The sequence below is a fragment of the Sphingomonas sanguinis NBRC 13937 genome (assembly GCF_001591005.1).
In the GTDB taxonomy this organism is placed as follows: domain Bacteria; phylum Pseudomonadota; class Alphaproteobacteria; order Sphingomonadales; family Sphingomonadaceae; genus Sphingomonas; species Sphingomonas sanguinis.
The window spans coordinates 15,900-30,819 of record NZ_BCTY01000044.1; the positions used below are offsets into that span (position 1 = coordinate 15,900).

Here is a 14,920-nt window from a genome sequence, read left to right on the forward strand (position 1 = left end):
ACTTAGCGCACGTCGGCAATGACGTATAAGCGCGCACTCATCATCCGCTCTGCTCCTGCTGATTGACTATCTGGCACTTTGGGCTTGCACTCCCTGTCTGCTCTGGCACACTCCCCGAGCAAGGAGAGCATGATGAGCCGTGCCTATGAGGAAGCAATGGAGCGTAGGCAGGACGAGTACGTCGCCAGTGCGCTCGGGATCAGCATCGAAACTCTCGACGATTATCCATTCCAGCTTGATGAGAATGCCAGCGATGATGGCGTGGTTTATGGCTGGCGCGTTATGTGGGACGAGGAAGCTCCGCCGGGCGTCGATGTGAATGGTGCCGACGGCTCGCTCTGGTCGGATATCCCCGCAGCACCGGACGAACCGGACGAGGACGATCGCGATGCGTAAGGTGCGCGATTACGATGCTGAGCTGAAGGCGCTGGAGGAGCGCGCGCGGGCGATCAAGGCGCGCCGCATCGAACAGCTCGGCCAGCTCGTCACCGCAACCGGTGCCGATGCGCTCGACATGGAAACGCTCGCCGGTGCGCTGCTCGATGCCGTCGCGTCGAAGGACGCGGAAGCGAAGGAGGCGTGGCGCGCGAAAGGCGCCGTGTTCTTTCAGCGGCGCGGGCGCAAAGGTAGCCGGGCTGCTGGCAGCAACGGCGATGGCGCAGCGGCGCAACCGGGCGCTGATCCAGCGTCTGGAAGCGGCGCGGCGTCGTAGCGATACGCGAGGCTGGGTCGTGCAACGCCGTGAACGCACCCGCCACCTGATTGAGCTGGGCGGCTTGGTCCAGAAGGCCGGCCTGGTCGAACTCGCCGACGACGATCGCGCGACCATCTACGGCGCGCTGCTGGAGCTGGTCGGCAAGGCGCGCGGCGACGACGACGCCGATACGCTGGCGCTCTGGAAGCGGCGCGGCAAACGCGCATTCGACGCGGAAAGCGAAGCGACGGAGAAAGGCGATGGCGCTCCTGGATATTGAGGCGATCCGCGGGGAGGTCGGGGCGCTGGATTTCAAGCGCGGCACCCCAGCCGAAATCGCCATGTGGCGCGACGATGACGAGGACTCGCGCGCCAACCTTGCGATCGAAGGCATGGCGCTGGAAACGGACGAGCACCTGCTGTTCGACATGCTGCGCGATGAGGCGGTGCCCCCTGCCCTCGCCACGCAAATCATCCTCAAGCTGCTCGACCATCCCGACGCCGATCCGGCGCTGGCGATCACCCCACTGGAACGGGTCGGTTGATGGCGGGGCCGCTCATCGGCGGGCGTCGGCCGATCAGCTGGCGGCTCGCGATCGTCGTCTCGTTCGTCGCGGCCTATGCGAGGAAGGCATCTTCGGCGTCGGGCAGATTTCCGGCACTGTGTCGTTCCTGGTCCTGGTCGGCCTGATCGGCGCGACCTGGTGGATCAACAGCCGCGGCGCCAACCGCAGGAACGAGCTGCTGGGCTCGGCCCGGTTCGGCGACCGCGCCGACGTGCGCAAGCTGGAAGCGAATGGAGATCTCCTGATCGGCCGTGCCAAGGAGTCGGGCAAGCTGCTCCGCTATGACGGCGCGGCGCACCTGCTGACTATCGCACCCACCCGTTCCGGCAAGGGCGTCGGCACGATCATCCCCAACCTGCTCCTGCTCGACCGCTCGGTGGTCTGCATCGACCCCAAGGGCGAGAATGCCCGCGTCACGGCCCGTGCGCGGGCCAGCAAGGGCGCTGTGTGGTGCCTAGACCCTTTCGGCGTCTCAGGGCGTCCTGCGGCCCGCTACAACCCTCTGGCGCAGCTCGACCCGGCAAGCCCGGACCTCGCGGAAGATGCGCAAACGATCGCTGACGCGCTGGTCCATGACGCGCCGGGGCAATCGGGCGAGGCGCATTGGAACGAGGAAGCCAAGGCGCTGATCGCCGGCATCATCCTACACACCGTCATCCACGAACCCCCTGCCCGCGCCACGCTGGCGACCGTGCGCAACAAGCTCACCCCCGATCCCGCCGGCTTCGCCGCGCTGCTGGCAGACATGCAAGCCAGCAGCGGCGCGCACGGCCTGATCGCACGCGCCGCCAACCGTCACCTCGGCAAGTCCGATCGCGAGGCCGCCGGCGTGCTGTCCTCGGCGCAGCGCCACACCCACTTTCTCGATAGCCCGCGCCTGGTCGAAAGCACGTCCGCCTCCGATTTCCGCTTCGCGGACCTGAAGGAGCGGCCCGGGACCGTGTTCCTGTGCCTGCCGCCGGATCGACTCGATACCTATGCTCGCTGGCTGCGGCTGCTGGTCGCGCAGGCCGTCACCGATATGGCGCGCTCCCCTGCCCGGCCGGAACGCCCGGTGCTGTTCCTGCTCGATGAGTTCGCCGCCCTCGGCCGACTGGAGCCGGTGGAGCGCGCGATGGGGTTGATGGCCGGCTATGGCCTCCAGCTCTGGCCGATCCTCCAGGACATGCACCAGCTCCGTGCGCTCTATGGCGAGCGCGCCGGCACCTTCCTGTCCAACGCCGGCGTGATCCAGACATTCGGGGTCAACGATCACGCCACCGCCGACATGCTCTCGCGCACGATCGGCGACACGACATTGGAATATGCGACCCTCAGTACGTCGCGCGGCACGGGCTGGGGTGAAAATCGCGCCGGTCCCTCGGAAAGCGTCAGCACGCATGTCACGGCGCGGCGGCTCGTGACGCCCGACGAGATCATGCGGATGCCGGCCGACACGCTCCTGTTGCTGTGCCAGGGCGAACGCCCGCTGTGGGCCGGCAAGGTTCGCTACTATGCCGAGCGCGAGTTCGCCGGCCTGTTCTATCCGGCGTGATCGCACACGCCGGCCCGGAAGATCGAAAAGTGAGCTTTGGGGTAGCGCCTCATCGCCCTCTCTGCCGGCGGAACGCTGAAGGCACACACCGCCAATTCCGCTTGCCCTTCTCAGGTTGACGGTTTTGGGTGAGCCCTGTCGTTAAGAGATTCTGTTAAATAGGAATCGTTAAACAAGTTAAGCCGCTCAAAAAGCGGAATCTTGCTTTGTTTATCAACTGCTTGCCAGCCGGCCCGGTGGGTGAAACCCCGTGATTCGGTGTGTGATACCCCGATAGTGCGGTGGGTGATACCCCGACGCCAAGGTGGGTGAAACCCCGAGACTCTGGAGCCGAAAAGGGGCCTCCGGTGCCAGTTATCCACAGCCTGGCTGGTGGCTCCGGCATCGCCCGAAGCATGTCAGGGTTCAGGCAGCATCGCTGGCCGGTGTGTGAAACCCCGATAGTTGGGCTTGCGGTGTGTGAAACCCCGATAGTCAGCGGCGGCCGGCAAGCCGGTCCATCTGTGCATCGACTTCCTCGGCCCGCTTGCGCTCGGCGTCGAAACGGGCGCGCCGCTCCTCCTCGGCGCGCATTCTCTCGGCGAGTGCCAGTGCCTCGGCCTCGCCGCGGAGCCTGAACAACACGGCCGGGCTTTTGTCCGTCGTCTCGGTCAGCTCCATCGCATAGTCGGGGAGCTGGTCGGCCTCGATCACCCGCCGAAGCATCCGGTTGAACTCCTTGGGCTGGGCATCGCTGCCGGTTTTGTCGCGAAGCACCTCTACCCGGCAAGTCCACCCACCGCGCTGCGTGCCGGCGTGCTTTCGCGCGATACGATAGAGCGCCCGCTCCAACCCTCCGGAGAGTAGGAAATAGTCGGGGTGCATGGTGAGCAGCGACTTCTCGTTGACGATGCCCTCATAGACCCAATCCGAGAGGGTCAGCGTCATGCCGCGCGGCTGCTCCGTTTCGGCGTCGGTGTCGAAGGTCCAGCTGTCGAGCCAGTTGAAGCCAGCCTTCTGCCGGCGCTTCGTCGCGCGGATCGAAGTTGTGATCGAAGTCGTCTGGAGCCGGAGGAGCGCAGCTTGCAGCTCCTGATAGTCCCTGCCCCCTGTGCTGCGCTTGATCGCCCGCAGTAGGTCGTAGGGCGTGGTTGTCAGCGTGCGGGGCAGATCGTTCAGCCCCTGCTGCTTCATGCGGTTGAGCGTGGACGCGGCCCATATCAGGATATCGGCGTCCCAGATCGTGGCCATGCCGTAGTCGGGAATGGCCTGCACGCGCACCCAGGCCTCGCCATCCGGGCTGCGATACTCGATCGGCTTCAGCCGCTTGCGCTTCTGGAGCGAGAAGAACGGGCGCTCCATGACCTCCCGCTGGTCCTTGAGCGGAAGATCGCCGAGCGCCGGAATGAACAGGTCGAACTCGGGATTGGGATCACGCCGCTTGCTCACGGCGCGAACCTGGTGTGTCCCCGCTGGACCAGATACTGGCGCAGCAACCGCTCGGTGATGACGGTAAGGGGCTCCCCGCCCTCCTCGACGCTGAGCTGGCGCAGTGTGCGGTGCATGTCTTCGGGAATGTGGATCAGCACCGGCTTCTTGCCAGGATGGCTGCTGCGCCGGGCAGGTACTGCCGGGGCCGACGTGTCCGCCGCACGCCGCGACCGACGCGGGACGGCAGGCTGCGGCGCGGGAGTTGCATCGGCAACGGGAGCCGGTGCCGGTGCCGGTGCCTCGGGCTCGTCATCGAAGATGCCGGCGAGCGCGGAAGTTTTCTTCGCCATCATCCAACCTCGCTTACTTGCTTAGTCGTAAAGCCGCTTAGTCGCTTAGCCTCATCATAGGCGGCGCGCAACTCGGTCGCCGCCTTGCTGTCCGGGTCCGTCTCGGCCGCCGTTCTGCCGAGCGGCGTGGCCTTGTAGAAATCCTTGCGGAAGTGGAGGCGGCTGTCGAACATCGTCACGCCCTTCGCCGCGAAACCGGCATGGGCCTCCTGCCCCTCCCCGCCCTGATGCGGAACCTGCGTCAGTATAACAGCGAACGGCGTGCCTGCCTGCTGCACCTGCTTGACGGTCTGCAACACCGAATGAACGTCCAGCCCTCGCGGCGCGACAGGGATGATGACGAAATCCGCCTGCTCGGCTGCGAGCATGGCAATGTCCTTGGAGTTCGCCGGCGTGTCGATGATGATGAGGTCGATCTTGCCGCTGCTGCGCCCGCGCGAGACGTGGAGCGGCAGACCGGCAACGCTGCTGTCCTTCACCATCACGTCGTCCTCGTCGCGGCGTTCGGACCAGTAGAGCGCCGATCCCTGGCGATCGTCGGCATCGAGGATAACGACCGACGCCCCCTCCCGCGCCGCCTCGACGGCGAATCCGGTTGAGAGGGTGGTTTTGGATTGCCCGCCCTTTTGCGCGATGACGGCCCATACTTGCATAGCTGCTGCTCCTACTAAGCGGCTAAGCGGCTTATGGAGCTTAGCCGCTTAGTCGTAAAGGGCATTAGTCGCTTAGTCACGTCCGTCCTCAGTTTCGTCGCCGATCAGATCGTGGCGCATCGGGCCATGCCCCCTCAACCGGGCACAAAGGTGCGCCCACTGTCTCCAGCCATTTGCGCGCGGTCCTGACGGTATAGCCGCACGTCGAGCACTCGCATTTCAGCATCCGCGCCGCCTGCTTCCTGGGCCGAGTGGTCGCGCTGCCTGTATCGAGTCTGGCATGGGGGAGGTGACCGACCGCAGCCAAGATCGCCGCTTCACGCGAGAACGGCCGCAAGAGCGGGTAGCCTCGGAAACCGCTGGCTGCTGGAGCCTAAAAGGGCGAAAAGCAGTTTTTCGCTTAACAGCTTATTCGCTTAGTCAATGTCGCAAATATTCTGACTTCCCAGCGTCGCCGCTTCTGCGACAACGCTGGGGCGAGAAGGAACAGCCTTAGTCATCAACAACCGTCAGCTCAGCGCAATGGCACCGATTGCCGCCCCAATCGCCAGCACAACCGGCGTGGCGAGCTTGCTCTTCCACCGGTACATAATCGCCAGCGAGACCGCGAAGATGAGCGCGCTTACGATCAGGTTCGGCGTGCGTGCGCCCGTGGTTCGGGCAAGATCAACAACGGTGACCACAATCAGGCCGACGACGCCGGCCGCCACGCCCGCCAGGAAGAGTTGCAATCGCTTATGTTCGACCACCGCTTCCAGTCGATCGTAGAGCAGGAGCGAGAACGCGAAGGCGGGCAAAAACATGCCAGCGGTCATGGCAAGCGCGCCAGCAAGGCCGCCGCTGATCCAACCCACGAAGGTAGCGAAGATCACGAGGGGGGCTGGCAGGATGCCCGACAGACCCAAGCCATCAAGGAACTGCGCGTCGGTCATCCATCCCCGGCCGACCGTATCGTTGCGGATGAACGGGATGGCGGTGTAGGCTCCGCCGAAGGTCAGGAGTCCACCCTTCAATCCCGCCCAGAACAGCGCGGCGATGGCAGGCGCTGGTTCCTTGGTGCCCGTCATTATTTCGGCACCCCCGGGACTTCCTGCCCAGGTCAGAGCCGCCAGGCCAACGGCAAGCGCGACCACGACCGCGGCGAGCGCGTAGCGCCCGGTTGATCCGAGCGCGTAGGCCGCGCCGGCCGCCGGAAGCACGATCCAGAAGCTGACGCCGGCGAGCGAGGCGGCCGCCGCCGCAATCGCTGCGGCCCAAAGCCACGGGTCGAACAAGATGTGCTCACCGATGCGATGGACCGCGCGGACAATGACGGCGATCACCGCTGCTTGGATGCCCAAGAATGCGGCTCCGAGGAGCGTTCCTTGAATCGGGAGCCGCGTGTACGCCCAGGCAAGCGCGAGCATGAGCACGAGGCCGGGCAACATAAAGCCGAGCCCTGCCAGAAGGCCGCCCAGTCGCCCCTTGGCGCGGATGCCGAGATGGACGCAGAGTTCATGCGCCTCCGGCCCGGGAAGCACCTGCATAACTGCGAGCAGCTTGTTGAATCGGTCGCTGGGTATCCAGCGTTCCTCGTCCACCAGCTCGCGCCGGATCATTGCGATCTGCGCTACGGGGCCGCCGAACGCCATCATGCCGAAGCGCAAGAAGCGCAAGAATAGCGCGGGATAACTTAGCTCTGGCGGCTGGGCTTCATCCAGAGCCGCGCTCGCCGGGGCAGGATGTTCGATGCTCGACATGTCCTGCTCCCCTTATGCGCCGCGTCGCTTGGTGAAATGTGCGTAGAAGCCATCGAGCGCGCCCGACCCTTGGGCAATGCGCTCGTTGTCGCCGTCGGTGCTCGCGCAGATGCCATTGATGAGCGCGGCGATGCCGGCGGTCTCCGGCCTACCGAACTTGTCGTCGGCGATGTCGAGGTCGTGGATGATCTCGGCAAGTGCAACGAGCGCCTGATCGCCGTCGAGCCCCGTCCGATATGTCAGCGTTTCGAAGGTGCAGTGGTCGCCTTCGTGCGTGAACTCCGCGTCCGCCATGTCGAAGCGAAGCTCGCCGGGCTCGGGCTGGTAGTCCTTGCCGTCCACGAACTTGAAGCTGGGGCTCGGGTCGATGAACCGGCGGATAAGCCAGGCCGAGGCGATGCGATCGACATGCACGTGCCGGCGCGTGACCCAAGTGCGGCCTTTCAGCTCCGCCGGCGTCAGCTCCGGCGCTCCCGGCCCGCTCACGTCCGGGTGGCGGCCGGCGCGCCCCTCCGCTTGGGCTATCGCGGCGTCCGCCGCCTGCCGTCCATGCGCGCCGAAGAAGTCGACCGCTGCGATCTCGTCCAGGCGTTTACGCAGGCGGCGGACGTCGGCGGACGACACGTATTCCGCCTCGGCGATCATACGCGCTTCGCGCGCCAACTCCTCGTAATCCGCGTCGCGGGCCGCGTCGAACACGGCGCGAAGCTCCGCATCAACCATCCCCTCAACTAGCCGGGCTTTCAGGATCAACGCCTCGCCACCCCCTGCGGTGATCTCCGCTCTGAGTTCCTCGAAGAGCGCGCGGGTGTCGTCGCGAGCAGGGAGCGCGTGAACGGCATTCTTGAGGGGAGCGGCTCCCATTGCTTGCAAGCGCCGCCAGACCCGCACGCGCAGATAGGCGGGCTTGGCCGGGAGCTGTGGGATCAGGAGCAGCCAGTCACGGGGCTCGGGCGAAGAAGCATCAGCCATGAAGCAACTGTAACATAGCGACGCAACGAACGTACACTTGTATCGTTTGCTTGGGTGGATTAAAAGTTGGGGTGAGGAGACCGCAATGCGAGCTGTTGGATCAGGTGCTGCCGCCATGCTGGCGTGCCTGGCGTGCCCAGCGGCCTCGTCTGCCGCGGCCCAACCTCGCTATGAGACGGTTACGCAGTTCTATCGGACGTGTGTCGACGAGACGAAAAGGAAGGTGAACGGTCGGTGCGAAGCGTATCTCGCTGGTGCCGCCGAGGCGCTTTCCGCTTTCGGCAACGGCGGCAGCGAAGCCGGAATCTGCGGCCGGGGCGTCCGATCGGGCGAGCTGAGCCGTATCTTCCCGGCGTGGGCGGTAGAGAACCGTCACGCAGCCAACCTGCCCCGGTTGGCGGGTGTGACGATGGCGCTACGCCAGCGCTTCCCATGCCGACAAACCAATTGAGATCGAGGAGAGAAGCATTGCGTCACTTGTTGCTCCCGCTGGCGATCGCGCTCGCCGCACCGGCCGCCGCCCAGACAAACCCGCAAGCGACACCGCCCGAGGCGCACGGCGACAGGTGGGCGCTCGTGGACAAGAGCCTCGGCCGAGCGGGAACGACGCAGCCCGACGGCGTTCGCCGGTATGGGTTCCCGCGCAGCGATCTTAACGTCCAGCTCGACGGTGTGGCAATCAAGCCGGCGCTTGCCCTCGGCTCCTGGGCGGCGTTCCACCCCATGGGCAATGACGTGATGGTCATGGGTGACCTCGTGCTGACGCATGAGGAGGTAAATCCGGTCATGAGCCGGTTGCTGGCATCCGGCTTCACGATCACCGCGCTCCACAACCATCTGCTTCGTTCCGCGCCCGCGACCATGTACATGCACATCGGCGGCCATGGTGACCCCGTGAAGCTTGCGGCCGCCCTCCGTGAAGCGCTCGCCGCCAGCCGGACACCGATGACGGCACCATCCAGGGATTCGCAACCGCCGTCCGCCGGCGCGGGGTCGTCGCAGCCAATCGCCCTCGACACCGCCGCGCTTGACCGGCTGATGGATGGCAAGGGTAAGCCCAACGGTGGGGTCTATCAGTTCAGCTTTCCCCGCGCGGAGAAGCTGAGCGACGGCGGCATGCCCGCGCCAGCGTCCATGGGCACCGCAACCGCGATCAACTTCCAGCCGACCGGCTCGGGCCGGGCGGCGATCACCGGTGACTTCGTGCTCACCGCCGCCGAGGTCGATCCCGTGCTCCGCGCACTACGCGCGGGGGGCATCGAGGTCACCGCGCTTCACAATCACATGCTGGATGACCAGCCCCGGCTCTTCTTCATGCACTTTTGGGCGAATGACGACGCCCAGAAGCTCGCACGCGGGCTCCGTGCAGCACTGGATAAAACCAATGTGCAACGGAGCTGACCTATGACACGAAACTGGTGGACGGCGCTGTTCGCCGCAGCCGCGCTGGCGCCTACAGGCGCGCTCGCTCAAGACGAAACGCCGAGCGATATGCAGGGTCTGGCGCTGCTCACGAGCTGCCGGGCAGGCGAGTCGGGCTGCGGAGCTTATCTTCAGGGCATCGTTGACATGATGATCGCCCAGCAGAGTGTCTGTAATCCGCCTCGTTATAACCGTCACCGGTTGCGGACCGCCTATGTGCGCTGGGCGGAAGTCAACACGTACTTCCATGACAAGCACATGATGGCGGGCGCGGAGCGCGCGATGAGTGAGACCTGGCCGTGTCCGTCGAACTCACCACGATGACGATACCTAGTGTCACAACCGGTCATTTTTCTGAACAGCCGTGCTCGACCGAGTCAACGGTGGCTTTCAGGCGCCCATCAGCGCGAGCGGAACGACAGAGAATGGATCGCAGCGGCCACGGCTTGTCGCGGAAGTCCTGATTTCTGCAGCGACGAGAAAGCGAGCTGCTTGCGACGGCGGGGCGCTGTCGTAAAAACCTGCTGCAAAAAGGTAGCGTAGGACCACCGAGCTAAGAATCAAAAAGGCCCGCCAGAGGCGGGCCTTGAGGCTCCTTTGACGATGAGGGGGGGCTTGCGCCCGCGTTCTCAAAGCCGGAGATGCCGATATAGCGATGTTGACGGCATCGTCAACTTTCTGCTGACAGGATTCAACGTTGCCCTTCACCCTCGACCAACTCCACGAGTTGCCGATCGTTATCTCCGCTCCCCGCTTCGCAACCTACCTGCAGGCGATGGGCAATGATCGGGAACGAGCACTGGAGATGTACGAGTGGAACCTGGACCTCTCCGCTGCTCTGATCGTCCCGCTGCAGGTCTGCGAGGTCGCGATGCGGAACGGCATCGCGGAAGCAATCGAAGCCGTGCACGGAGCAAACTGGCCGTGGAACAACGGCTTCATCCGCAGCCTTCCGCGACCCAAGCGGCAGACCGACTACAATCCGGCTTCAGACCTGATGCGCTGCGCTGCGCTGCTCCCAACAACAGGCAAGATTATTGCCGAACTGAAGTTCGCCTTCTGGGAGAAGATTTTTACCGCTGGCCAGGATAGCCGCATCTGGAACGCCCATTTTCGTGCCTGCTTCCCTGGCGCACCGGCCGCGCAAACCATCGCACAATGCCGCGTCGTCGCTCACACCGATTTGCGCATCATACGACGGCTCCGAAACCGGATCGCGCACCATGAGCCGATCTTCACCCGGAATATCGCTGACGATTACCAGCGCATCCACGACATGATCGCCTGGCGTAGCCAGACCGCTGCCGCCTGGATGGACAACAAGCAATCGGTTCTCGCGCTGCTGCCTCGCCGACCATAGCTGCTCGCTCCTCAACGCGGCTTAAAAGCCGCGGTTGATGAGGCGTTGCACCTTCTCCATTTCCCTGGCGGCCCGCATCATTGGACTGTCCTGCAGTTCACGCATCAAACGCACCGTTGGGTTGTTCTGAAGCTCCTCGATGGCGCGCATCGTGGGGCTGTTCCGAAACTCCTCGATCGCTCGCAAGGCCGGGCTTTCCTGGTAGCGACGGGCCGCCTCCTGAGCCGCCCGCATACCTGGGCTGTTCATCATCTCCTGGGCGGCGCGGAAACCTGGCCCCAGCGCCTCCTGCATCTTCCGGTGTGCTTCCACGATGTTGCGGCCCGTGCGGGGCGAGTAGGGCGCGCTCACGCGGTGTGCCGGCGTCGATGCGGCTGCACGCCTGGCCTGAGCCTCCGCCATATACTCGGCCCTGCCCGCCTTCCATTTCACCTGCAGTCGCCGAATGTTCGACGGCTCGGGCTTATCGAGAGCACGCCGGATCGCGGTTGTGGGCCGAAGCGCCGGGTTCGCTACGATCATGTCCGCCACCTTCTTGAGGGTGGGGCCGTCGTCCAGGCCCGTGCCAACCGGCCGGCCACGGCTCCGCTTGTTGCTATTCATGGTCCATCCTTTCATTTGCTGCGCAGCAAGATGACCGCGAACTTGGCAAGTTCAAGCGATAAGAAACAAGACAAAGAGCGAGGATAAATAGGATCGAAAACTGGAACTACTGCAGCAGGAGCGAGGATAAATGCGAACATTATCCTCGCTGTCGCTACGGCCGGCCGCGCAGGCCCTCTCCGGCCTCGCTGAATACCATCAACCGCTCAGGCTCCGCCGCGAACCAAGCGTAGCTGCCCCATGCGAGGCTATCGACCGTCTTCTTGAACGGCCCGGCGCTACGGTCGAGATAGGCGGTGACGAACGCGACGTGCTCGGCCGGGAAACCCGCGTCGGCGACCAGCTCCTCCAGCGCCTCCTTGCGGCGCTGGCTGATCGGACCATCGGTCGCGACCACCTCCACGAACACCAGCAGCGGATGCACCGGGCCAAGATCGACCAGGATCGTATCCGGCAAGTTCTTGTCGGCCTGGATGGCAAGGCCAATCGATCGCGCCAGCGCATCGTCGCGCGCGACCACCTTGTTCCCGCTCTCGCTGAGGAACACCACGGCAGGGGCGGTGAGAAAGGCGGGCGCGAACACCTCCACCACTGCTTTGGTGATTTCGGAACTTGGCCCCGGCTTCATCCGGCGCGTCTCGCCGTTAGGGAAGGTAACAAGCACCTGGTCCGCGCTGACGCCGGCGCCCTGGCGCACGATCGCCAACCGGGCGAGCGCGCCCTTGTTCAACGCCTCAGCCTGCCATGCCGCAATGCGGGCCTGCAGCGCCTCCCCGGTCAGGGCAGGGTCGAACAGTGCGGCAAAGCTCGCCTTCAAGGCGTAGCGCGGCTTGCTCGATGTGGTGGCAAGATCGGTGCGCTCGGTCACGGCACCGATCGCCACTAGCCCCTCGCGCAACGTCTCGTCACGGATCGGCTCACGGGTGTTGTCTTGATACCAGCGCCGGCCCTCGGTCTGGCTGCCAGTACGTAAGACCCCTGTCGCATAGGCGCTGCGGCTCGCATCATCGACAAGAACCGCCTGCTCGTCGGTCATGCGATAGACGTGCTTGGGACCAAGCATCGTCCCGCTGCCCTCGATGGCGTCGATATAGAGCGCGACGAACACCGTGCTCGCAGCCAGCATCCGGGTCAGATAGGCGCGGTTGGGCGCGCCATCGGGGAAGATCTCCTGCAGGCGGGCGTGAACGTCATCGCGGGTCAGCATCGGCATCATGGCGCAACCTGCCCATAAAGCCGCGCGAGTTCGTCCTCGATCTCGGCACTGCAGGCTCCGCGGCCAACCAGCGCCTCCACCTGTCTCATCGCCGCAGGAGAGGGCAGGGGCAGCGCCTCCATCTCAAACGCCGACACGGCAACGCTACCGTTGATGCAGCGGAAGAGCTGGTCAACGATCCGGCTGTTCAGCACCGCCGCAACCGTCGCTGGCGATACGGCAGGACGTGCGACCGGGCGGACCATGTTCAGATGGTTCTCGACCACCACACCGCCGTGCTGGGCAATGAAGTCAGCCGGCAACTCGGCCGCGATCAGCCGACGTGCCTGCTCCTTGGAGGTGGTGCGCTGAACGAGGACGCACGCCTCCTCGACCAATAGCCAGGCGTCGCCACGCTCGATCTTGAAATAGGGCGCGTGATTGCGCTTCTCGGCTCGGAACGCGAACCGGCCGTCTGCAGACACGGCTTCGGCCCATATGAGCGGATGCACGCCGCGGGCAGAGCGCTGCCGCATCTGGTCCTTATAGCGGTTCCACACCAAGGGACCGGTGGACACGCTGTAGCCCCAATCGGCAAGCCGCGCCGGCATGGCCTCCGCCTTGGCGATCAGGGCACTGTGGCGCGGCTCACGCGGCGCAAGCCAAGGTTGCGATGCGGGGGAGGGGAGCCCGATCGTGCCGTTGCGGATAAGGCGTGCCTCGCGCTCGCTCGTAACCTCGACATAATGGACCTGAGCGCGCCCGGGCTTGGCGCCGCGGCGATAGGCGGCCAGCAACGTCTCCTGCAGCACGTCCTCGAACACGCCGCGACGGGCATGAACGAAGTCGATTGCGGCCGGGGGGGCCTCCTTCGCCATCAGCTCGCGCAGCGCGGAATAGTAATGGCCGGACAGAAAACTGGTGGGGGTGAGATAGGCGATGGTGCCGCCCTTTTTCGTCCAGCGCACGGCAATGTCGGTGAAGACGCCATAGAGGTTCGCGTGGCCGTAGAGGCCACGCGCGAAGCGCTGGCGCTGTGCGGGGGTGAGGGTGACGCGCCCATAAGGCGGATTACCAATCACCAAGTCGAAGCGGGCGGCCGGCGCCTCCTCCAGCGTGTCGGCAACGCGCACCACAGTCGGCGCGGCGCGACCTGCAGCCGAAGTCACGTCCGCCAGCAACAGCTCGATCGCGTTCTGCCCAAAACCGGCGGCATAGGGGTCCAGCTCCAGCCCGACCAGGCGCGTGCCGATCTGCCGCAGCACGAACGCCGGCTCGGCTGCGGGAAGGGCTGCAATCATCCGTTCGGCTGCAGGCAGCAGGAAAGCGCCCCCGCCGCTTGCCGGGTCGAGCACGCGAGCGCGGGTCCAGTTGATCCCCTGTTCCTCGGCCATGTCGAGCAAGCGGTTCGCTAGCGCCGGCGGGGTGTAGAACGCCCCCAATGCCCCACGCTCCCGTGCGGCAAGCAAGGTCGTGTAGAGGCCCGTCAGGAAATAGACGGCCTCGGTGATCGGCAGCGGTGCAGCCTCGCGGCCGACCACCTGCGCCAGCTCGGCAACAGCGCGGTCGAGCCGACCATAAGGTTTGGCGAAAGGCGCGCTGAGGCTCGCATGGGGTCGGGCCTCAGCGCTGTAAGTCTCGATTGCGGCGCGAGTGAACAGCGCCGCCATGTCGCGGCGCTTCGGCTCGGGAAGCGTCCCCGCCCACGCTCGCGCAAGCTGGCGCGCACGGGCCAGCTCGTAGCGTTGGGCTTCAAGGTCTGCAGGCAGGTCACGCGGAAGGGCAGGGGCGAGGCTCACGCTGCGATCGACCGGTTGCGGTAATCGCGCAGGACGCGCTGCACGGTCGAACGCGACACCCGGAACAAGCTGGCGAGCTGGGCGGGCGATCCCTGGCCTGACTCCGCCTTGGCGATGATCTCCGCACGCTGTTGACCGGTGAGGCTCGGCCGACGCCCGAGATGACGGCCCGCTTTCCGTGCGTGCGCCAACCCGTTCATGGTCCGCTCGCGGATCATGGCGCGCTCGAACTCCGCGAAGGCACCCAAGGTCTGGGTCATCAGCCGGCCTGCCGGCGTCGTCGTGTCCACGGCTTCGGTCAGTGAGCGGAAGCCGGCCCCCGCGGCAGTGATCGCCTCCAGCGTGAACAGAAGATCGCGCAGCGAGCGCGACAACCGATCAAGTTTCCACACCACCAGCACGTCACCTGGCTTCAACGCATCGAGCGCGCGCGCCAATTCAGGACGGCTTGCTTCGCCACCAGACGCCTCCTCCCGGAACACCGGATCGCATCCCGCCGCGGTGAGTGCAGCGAGCTGGGCATTGAGGTCCTGATGATCGCCGCGGGACACCCGCGCATAGCCGATTTGCATCACGGCGTTCTGACACGGGATTCTGACACCTGTAAACCCATGGAAAAGCTA

At 65.2% G+C, this 14,920-nt stretch carries 18 protein-coding genes and 1 pseudogene; 9 read left to right on the top strand and 10 right to left on the bottom strand.

From position 1 onward, the window contains the following. Positions 1–129 precede the first annotated feature (129 nt). The 5 genes from SSA01S_RS15020 to SSA01S_RS15040 all read left to right on the top strand — a co-directional run bounded on the left by SSA01S_RS15020 (position 130) and on the right by SSA01S_RS15040 (position 2,794). Positions 130–396, top strand: a complete 267-nt coding sequence (locus SSA01S_RS15020; RefSeq protein WP_156477843.1) for a hypothetical protein — start codon at positions 130–132, stop codon at positions 394–396. Then, on the top strand, positions 389–712 hold the full coding sequence (locus SSA01S_RS15025; protein ID WP_061781016.1) for a conjugal transfer protein TraD: 324 nt from the start codon (positions 389–391) through the stop codon (positions 710–712). The genes SSA01S_RS15020 and SSA01S_RS15025 overlap by 8 nt, the downstream gene beginning before the upstream one ends. A gap of 19 nt (positions 713–731) precedes the next feature. Continuing rightward, complete coding sequence (locus SSA01S_RS15030) at positions 732–974, top strand: conjugal transfer protein TraD (protein ID WP_061781017.1); 243 nt, start codon at positions 732–734, stop codon at positions 972–974. Next, positions 955–1,239, top strand: a complete 285-nt coding sequence (locus SSA01S_RS15035) for a hypothetical protein (RefSeq protein WP_061781018.1) — start codon at positions 955–957, stop codon at positions 1,237–1,239. The genes SSA01S_RS15030 and SSA01S_RS15035 overlap by 20 nt, the downstream gene beginning before the upstream one ends. A gap of 118 nt (positions 1,240–1,357) precedes the next feature. Further along, the gene (locus SSA01S_RS15040) at positions 1,358–2,794 is read left to right on the top strand and encodes a type IV secretory system conjugative DNA transfer family protein (protein WP_244885693.1); all 1,437 of its coding nucleotides are present in this window, start codon (positions 1,358–1,360) and stop codon (positions 2,792–2,794) included. Positions 2,795–3,268: 474 nt separating this feature from the next. Here the strand turns inward: SSA01S_RS15040 and SSA01S_RS15045 are convergent, their stop codons facing one another. The 6 genes and pseudogenes from SSA01S_RS15045 to SSA01S_RS15065 all read right to left on the bottom strand — a co-directional run bounded on the left by SSA01S_RS15045 (position 3,269) and on the right by SSA01S_RS15065 (position 7,918). After that, positions 3,269–4,222, bottom strand: a complete 954-nt coding sequence (locus tag SSA01S_RS15045) for a replication initiator protein A (protein ID WP_024021610.1) — start codon at positions 4,220–4,222, stop codon at positions 3,269–3,271. After that, the gene (locus SSA01S_RS15050) at positions 4,219–4,557 is read right to left on the bottom strand and encodes a hypothetical protein (protein ID WP_024021611.1); all 339 of its coding nucleotides are present in this window, start codon (positions 4,555–4,557) and stop codon (positions 4,219–4,221) included. Before SSA01S_RS15050 ends, SSA01S_RS15045 begins: the two co-directional genes overlap by 4 nt. Then, positions 4,554–5,207, bottom strand: a complete 654-nt coding sequence (locus SSA01S_RS15055; protein WP_061781019.1) for a nucleotide-binding protein — start codon at positions 5,205–5,207, stop codon at positions 4,554–4,556. The genes SSA01S_RS15050 and SSA01S_RS15055 overlap by 4 nt, the downstream gene beginning before the upstream one ends. A gap of 72 nt (positions 5,208–5,279) precedes the next feature. After that, positions 5,280–5,523: pseudogene (locus SSA01S_RS20105) on the bottom strand (transcription elongation protein SprT); the annotation flags it as partial. Positions 5,524–5,716: 193 nt separating this feature from the next. Beyond that, complete coding sequence (chrA, locus tag SSA01S_RS15060; protein WP_024021613.1) at positions 5,717–6,946, bottom strand: chromate efflux transporter; 1,230 nt, start codon at positions 6,944–6,946, stop codon at positions 5,717–5,719. 12 nt (positions 6,947–6,958) lie between these two features. After that, on the bottom strand, positions 6,959–7,918 hold the full coding sequence (locus tag SSA01S_RS15065; RefSeq protein ID WP_024021614.1) for a chromate resistance protein ChrB domain-containing protein: 960 nt from the start codon (positions 7,916–7,918) through the stop codon (positions 6,959–6,961). 115 nt (positions 7,919–8,033) lie between these two features. Here SSA01S_RS15065 and SSA01S_RS20230 point away from each other — a divergent pair, with 115 nt between their 5' ends. From SSA01S_RS20230 to SSA01S_RS15080, 4 genes are all read left to right on the top strand, one after another. Further along, entirely contained in the window at positions 8,034–8,369 is a 336-nt protein-coding gene (locus SSA01S_RS20230; protein WP_369691212.1) for a Rap1a/Tai family immunity protein, read from the top strand. Positions 8,370–8,386: 17 nt separating this feature from the next. Then, a complete protein-coding gene (locus tag SSA01S_RS15070; RefSeq protein ID WP_037531219.1) occupies positions 8,387–9,319 on the top strand; it encodes a DUF1259 domain-containing protein in 933 nt (310 codons plus the stop codon). 3 nt (positions 9,320–9,322) lie between these two features. Next, on the top strand, positions 9,323–9,664 hold the full coding sequence (locus tag SSA01S_RS15075) for a Rap1a/Tai family immunity protein (RefSeq protein ID WP_024021617.1): 342 nt from the start codon (positions 9,323–9,325) through the stop codon (positions 9,662–9,664). A 373-nt stretch (positions 9,665–10,037) separates the two neighbouring features. Next, a complete protein-coding gene (locus SSA01S_RS15080) occupies positions 10,038–10,700 on the top strand; it encodes a hypothetical protein (RefSeq protein ID WP_061781020.1) in 663 nt (220 codons plus the stop codon). 21 nt (positions 10,701–10,721) lie between these two features. Here the strand turns inward: SSA01S_RS15080 and SSA01S_RS15085 are convergent, their stop codons facing one another. From SSA01S_RS15085 to SSA01S_RS15100, 4 genes are all read right to left on the bottom strand, one after another. Beyond that, positions 10,722–11,303, bottom strand: a complete 582-nt coding sequence (locus tag SSA01S_RS15085; RefSeq protein WP_061781021.1) for a hypothetical protein — start codon at positions 11,301–11,303, stop codon at positions 10,722–10,724. A gap of 154 nt (positions 11,304–11,457) precedes the next feature. After that, complete coding sequence (locus SSA01S_RS15090; protein WP_061781022.1) at positions 11,458–12,519, bottom strand: BsuBI/PstI family type II restriction endonuclease; 1,062 nt, start codon at positions 12,517–12,519, stop codon at positions 11,458–11,460. Continuing rightward, positions 12,516–14,168, bottom strand: a complete 1,653-nt coding sequence (locus tag SSA01S_RS15095; protein ID WP_082795120.1) for an HsdM family class I SAM-dependent methyltransferase — start codon at positions 14,166–14,168, stop codon at positions 12,516–12,518. The genes SSA01S_RS15090 and SSA01S_RS15095 overlap by 4 nt, the downstream gene beginning before the upstream one ends. A 125-nt stretch (positions 14,169–14,293) precedes the next feature. Next, positions 14,294–14,869 (bottom strand): recombinase family protein, encoded by a 576-nt coding sequence (locus SSA01S_RS15100; RefSeq protein ID WP_061781024.1) that lies wholly within the window; start codon positions 14,867–14,869, stop codon positions 14,294–14,296. Positions 14,870–14,920 lie beyond the last annotated feature (51 nt).

What these genes read in the sequence shown, in the direction of transcription:
- SSA01S_RS15020 (WP_156477843.1), top strand. Translation starts at nt 130, where the DNA reads ATGATGAGCCGTGCCTATGAGGAAGCAATGGAGCGTAGGCAGGACGAG.
- SSA01S_RS15025 (WP_061781016.1), top strand. Translation starts at nt 389, where the DNA reads ATGCGTAAGGTGCGCGATTACGATGCTGAGCTGAAGGCGCTGGAGGAG.
- SSA01S_RS15035 (WP_061781018.1), top strand. Translation starts at nt 955, where the DNA reads ATGGCGCTCCTGGATATTGAGGCGATCCGCGGGGAGGTCGGGGCGCTG.
- SSA01S_RS15050 (WP_024021611.1), bottom strand. Translation starts at nt 4,557, where the DNA reads ATGATGGCGAAGAAAACTTCCGCGCTCGCCGGCATCTTCGATGACGAG.
- SSA01S_RS15055 (WP_061781019.1), bottom strand. Translation starts at nt 5,207, where the DNA reads ATGCAAGTATGGGCCGTCATCGCGCAAAAGGGCGGGCAATCCAAAACC.
- chrA (WP_024021613.1), bottom strand. Translation starts at nt 6,946, where the DNA reads ATGTCGAGCATCGAACATCCTGCCCCGGCGAGCGCGGCTCTGGATGAA.
- SSA01S_RS15065 (WP_024021614.1), bottom strand. Translation starts at nt 7,918, where the DNA reads ATGGCTGATGCTTCTTCGCCCGAGCCCCGTGACTGGCTGCTCCTGATC.
- SSA01S_RS20230 (WP_369691212.1), top strand. Translation starts at nt 8,034, where the DNA reads ATGCTGGCGTGCCTGGCGTGCCCAGCGGCCTCGTCTGCCGCGGCCCAA.
- SSA01S_RS15075 (WP_024021617.1), top strand. Translation starts at nt 9,323, where the DNA reads ATGACACGAAACTGGTGGACGGCGCTGTTCGCCGCAGCCGCGCTGGCG.
- SSA01S_RS15085 (WP_061781021.1), bottom strand. Translation starts at nt 11,303, where the DNA reads ATGAATAGCAACAAGCGGAGCCGTGGCCGGCCGGTTGGCACGGGCCTG.
- SSA01S_RS15090 (WP_061781022.1), bottom strand. Translation starts at nt 12,519, where the DNA reads ATGATGCCGATGCTGACCCGCGATGACGTTCACGCCCGCCTGCAGGAG.
- SSA01S_RS15095 (WP_082795120.1), bottom strand. Translation starts at nt 14,168, where the DNA reads ATGGCGGCGCTGTTCACTCGCGCCGCAATCGAGACTTACAGCGCTGAG.
- SSA01S_RS15100 (WP_061781024.1), bottom strand. Translation starts at nt 14,869, where the DNA reads ATGCAAATCGGCTATGCGCGGGTGTCCCGCGGCGATCATCAGGACCTC.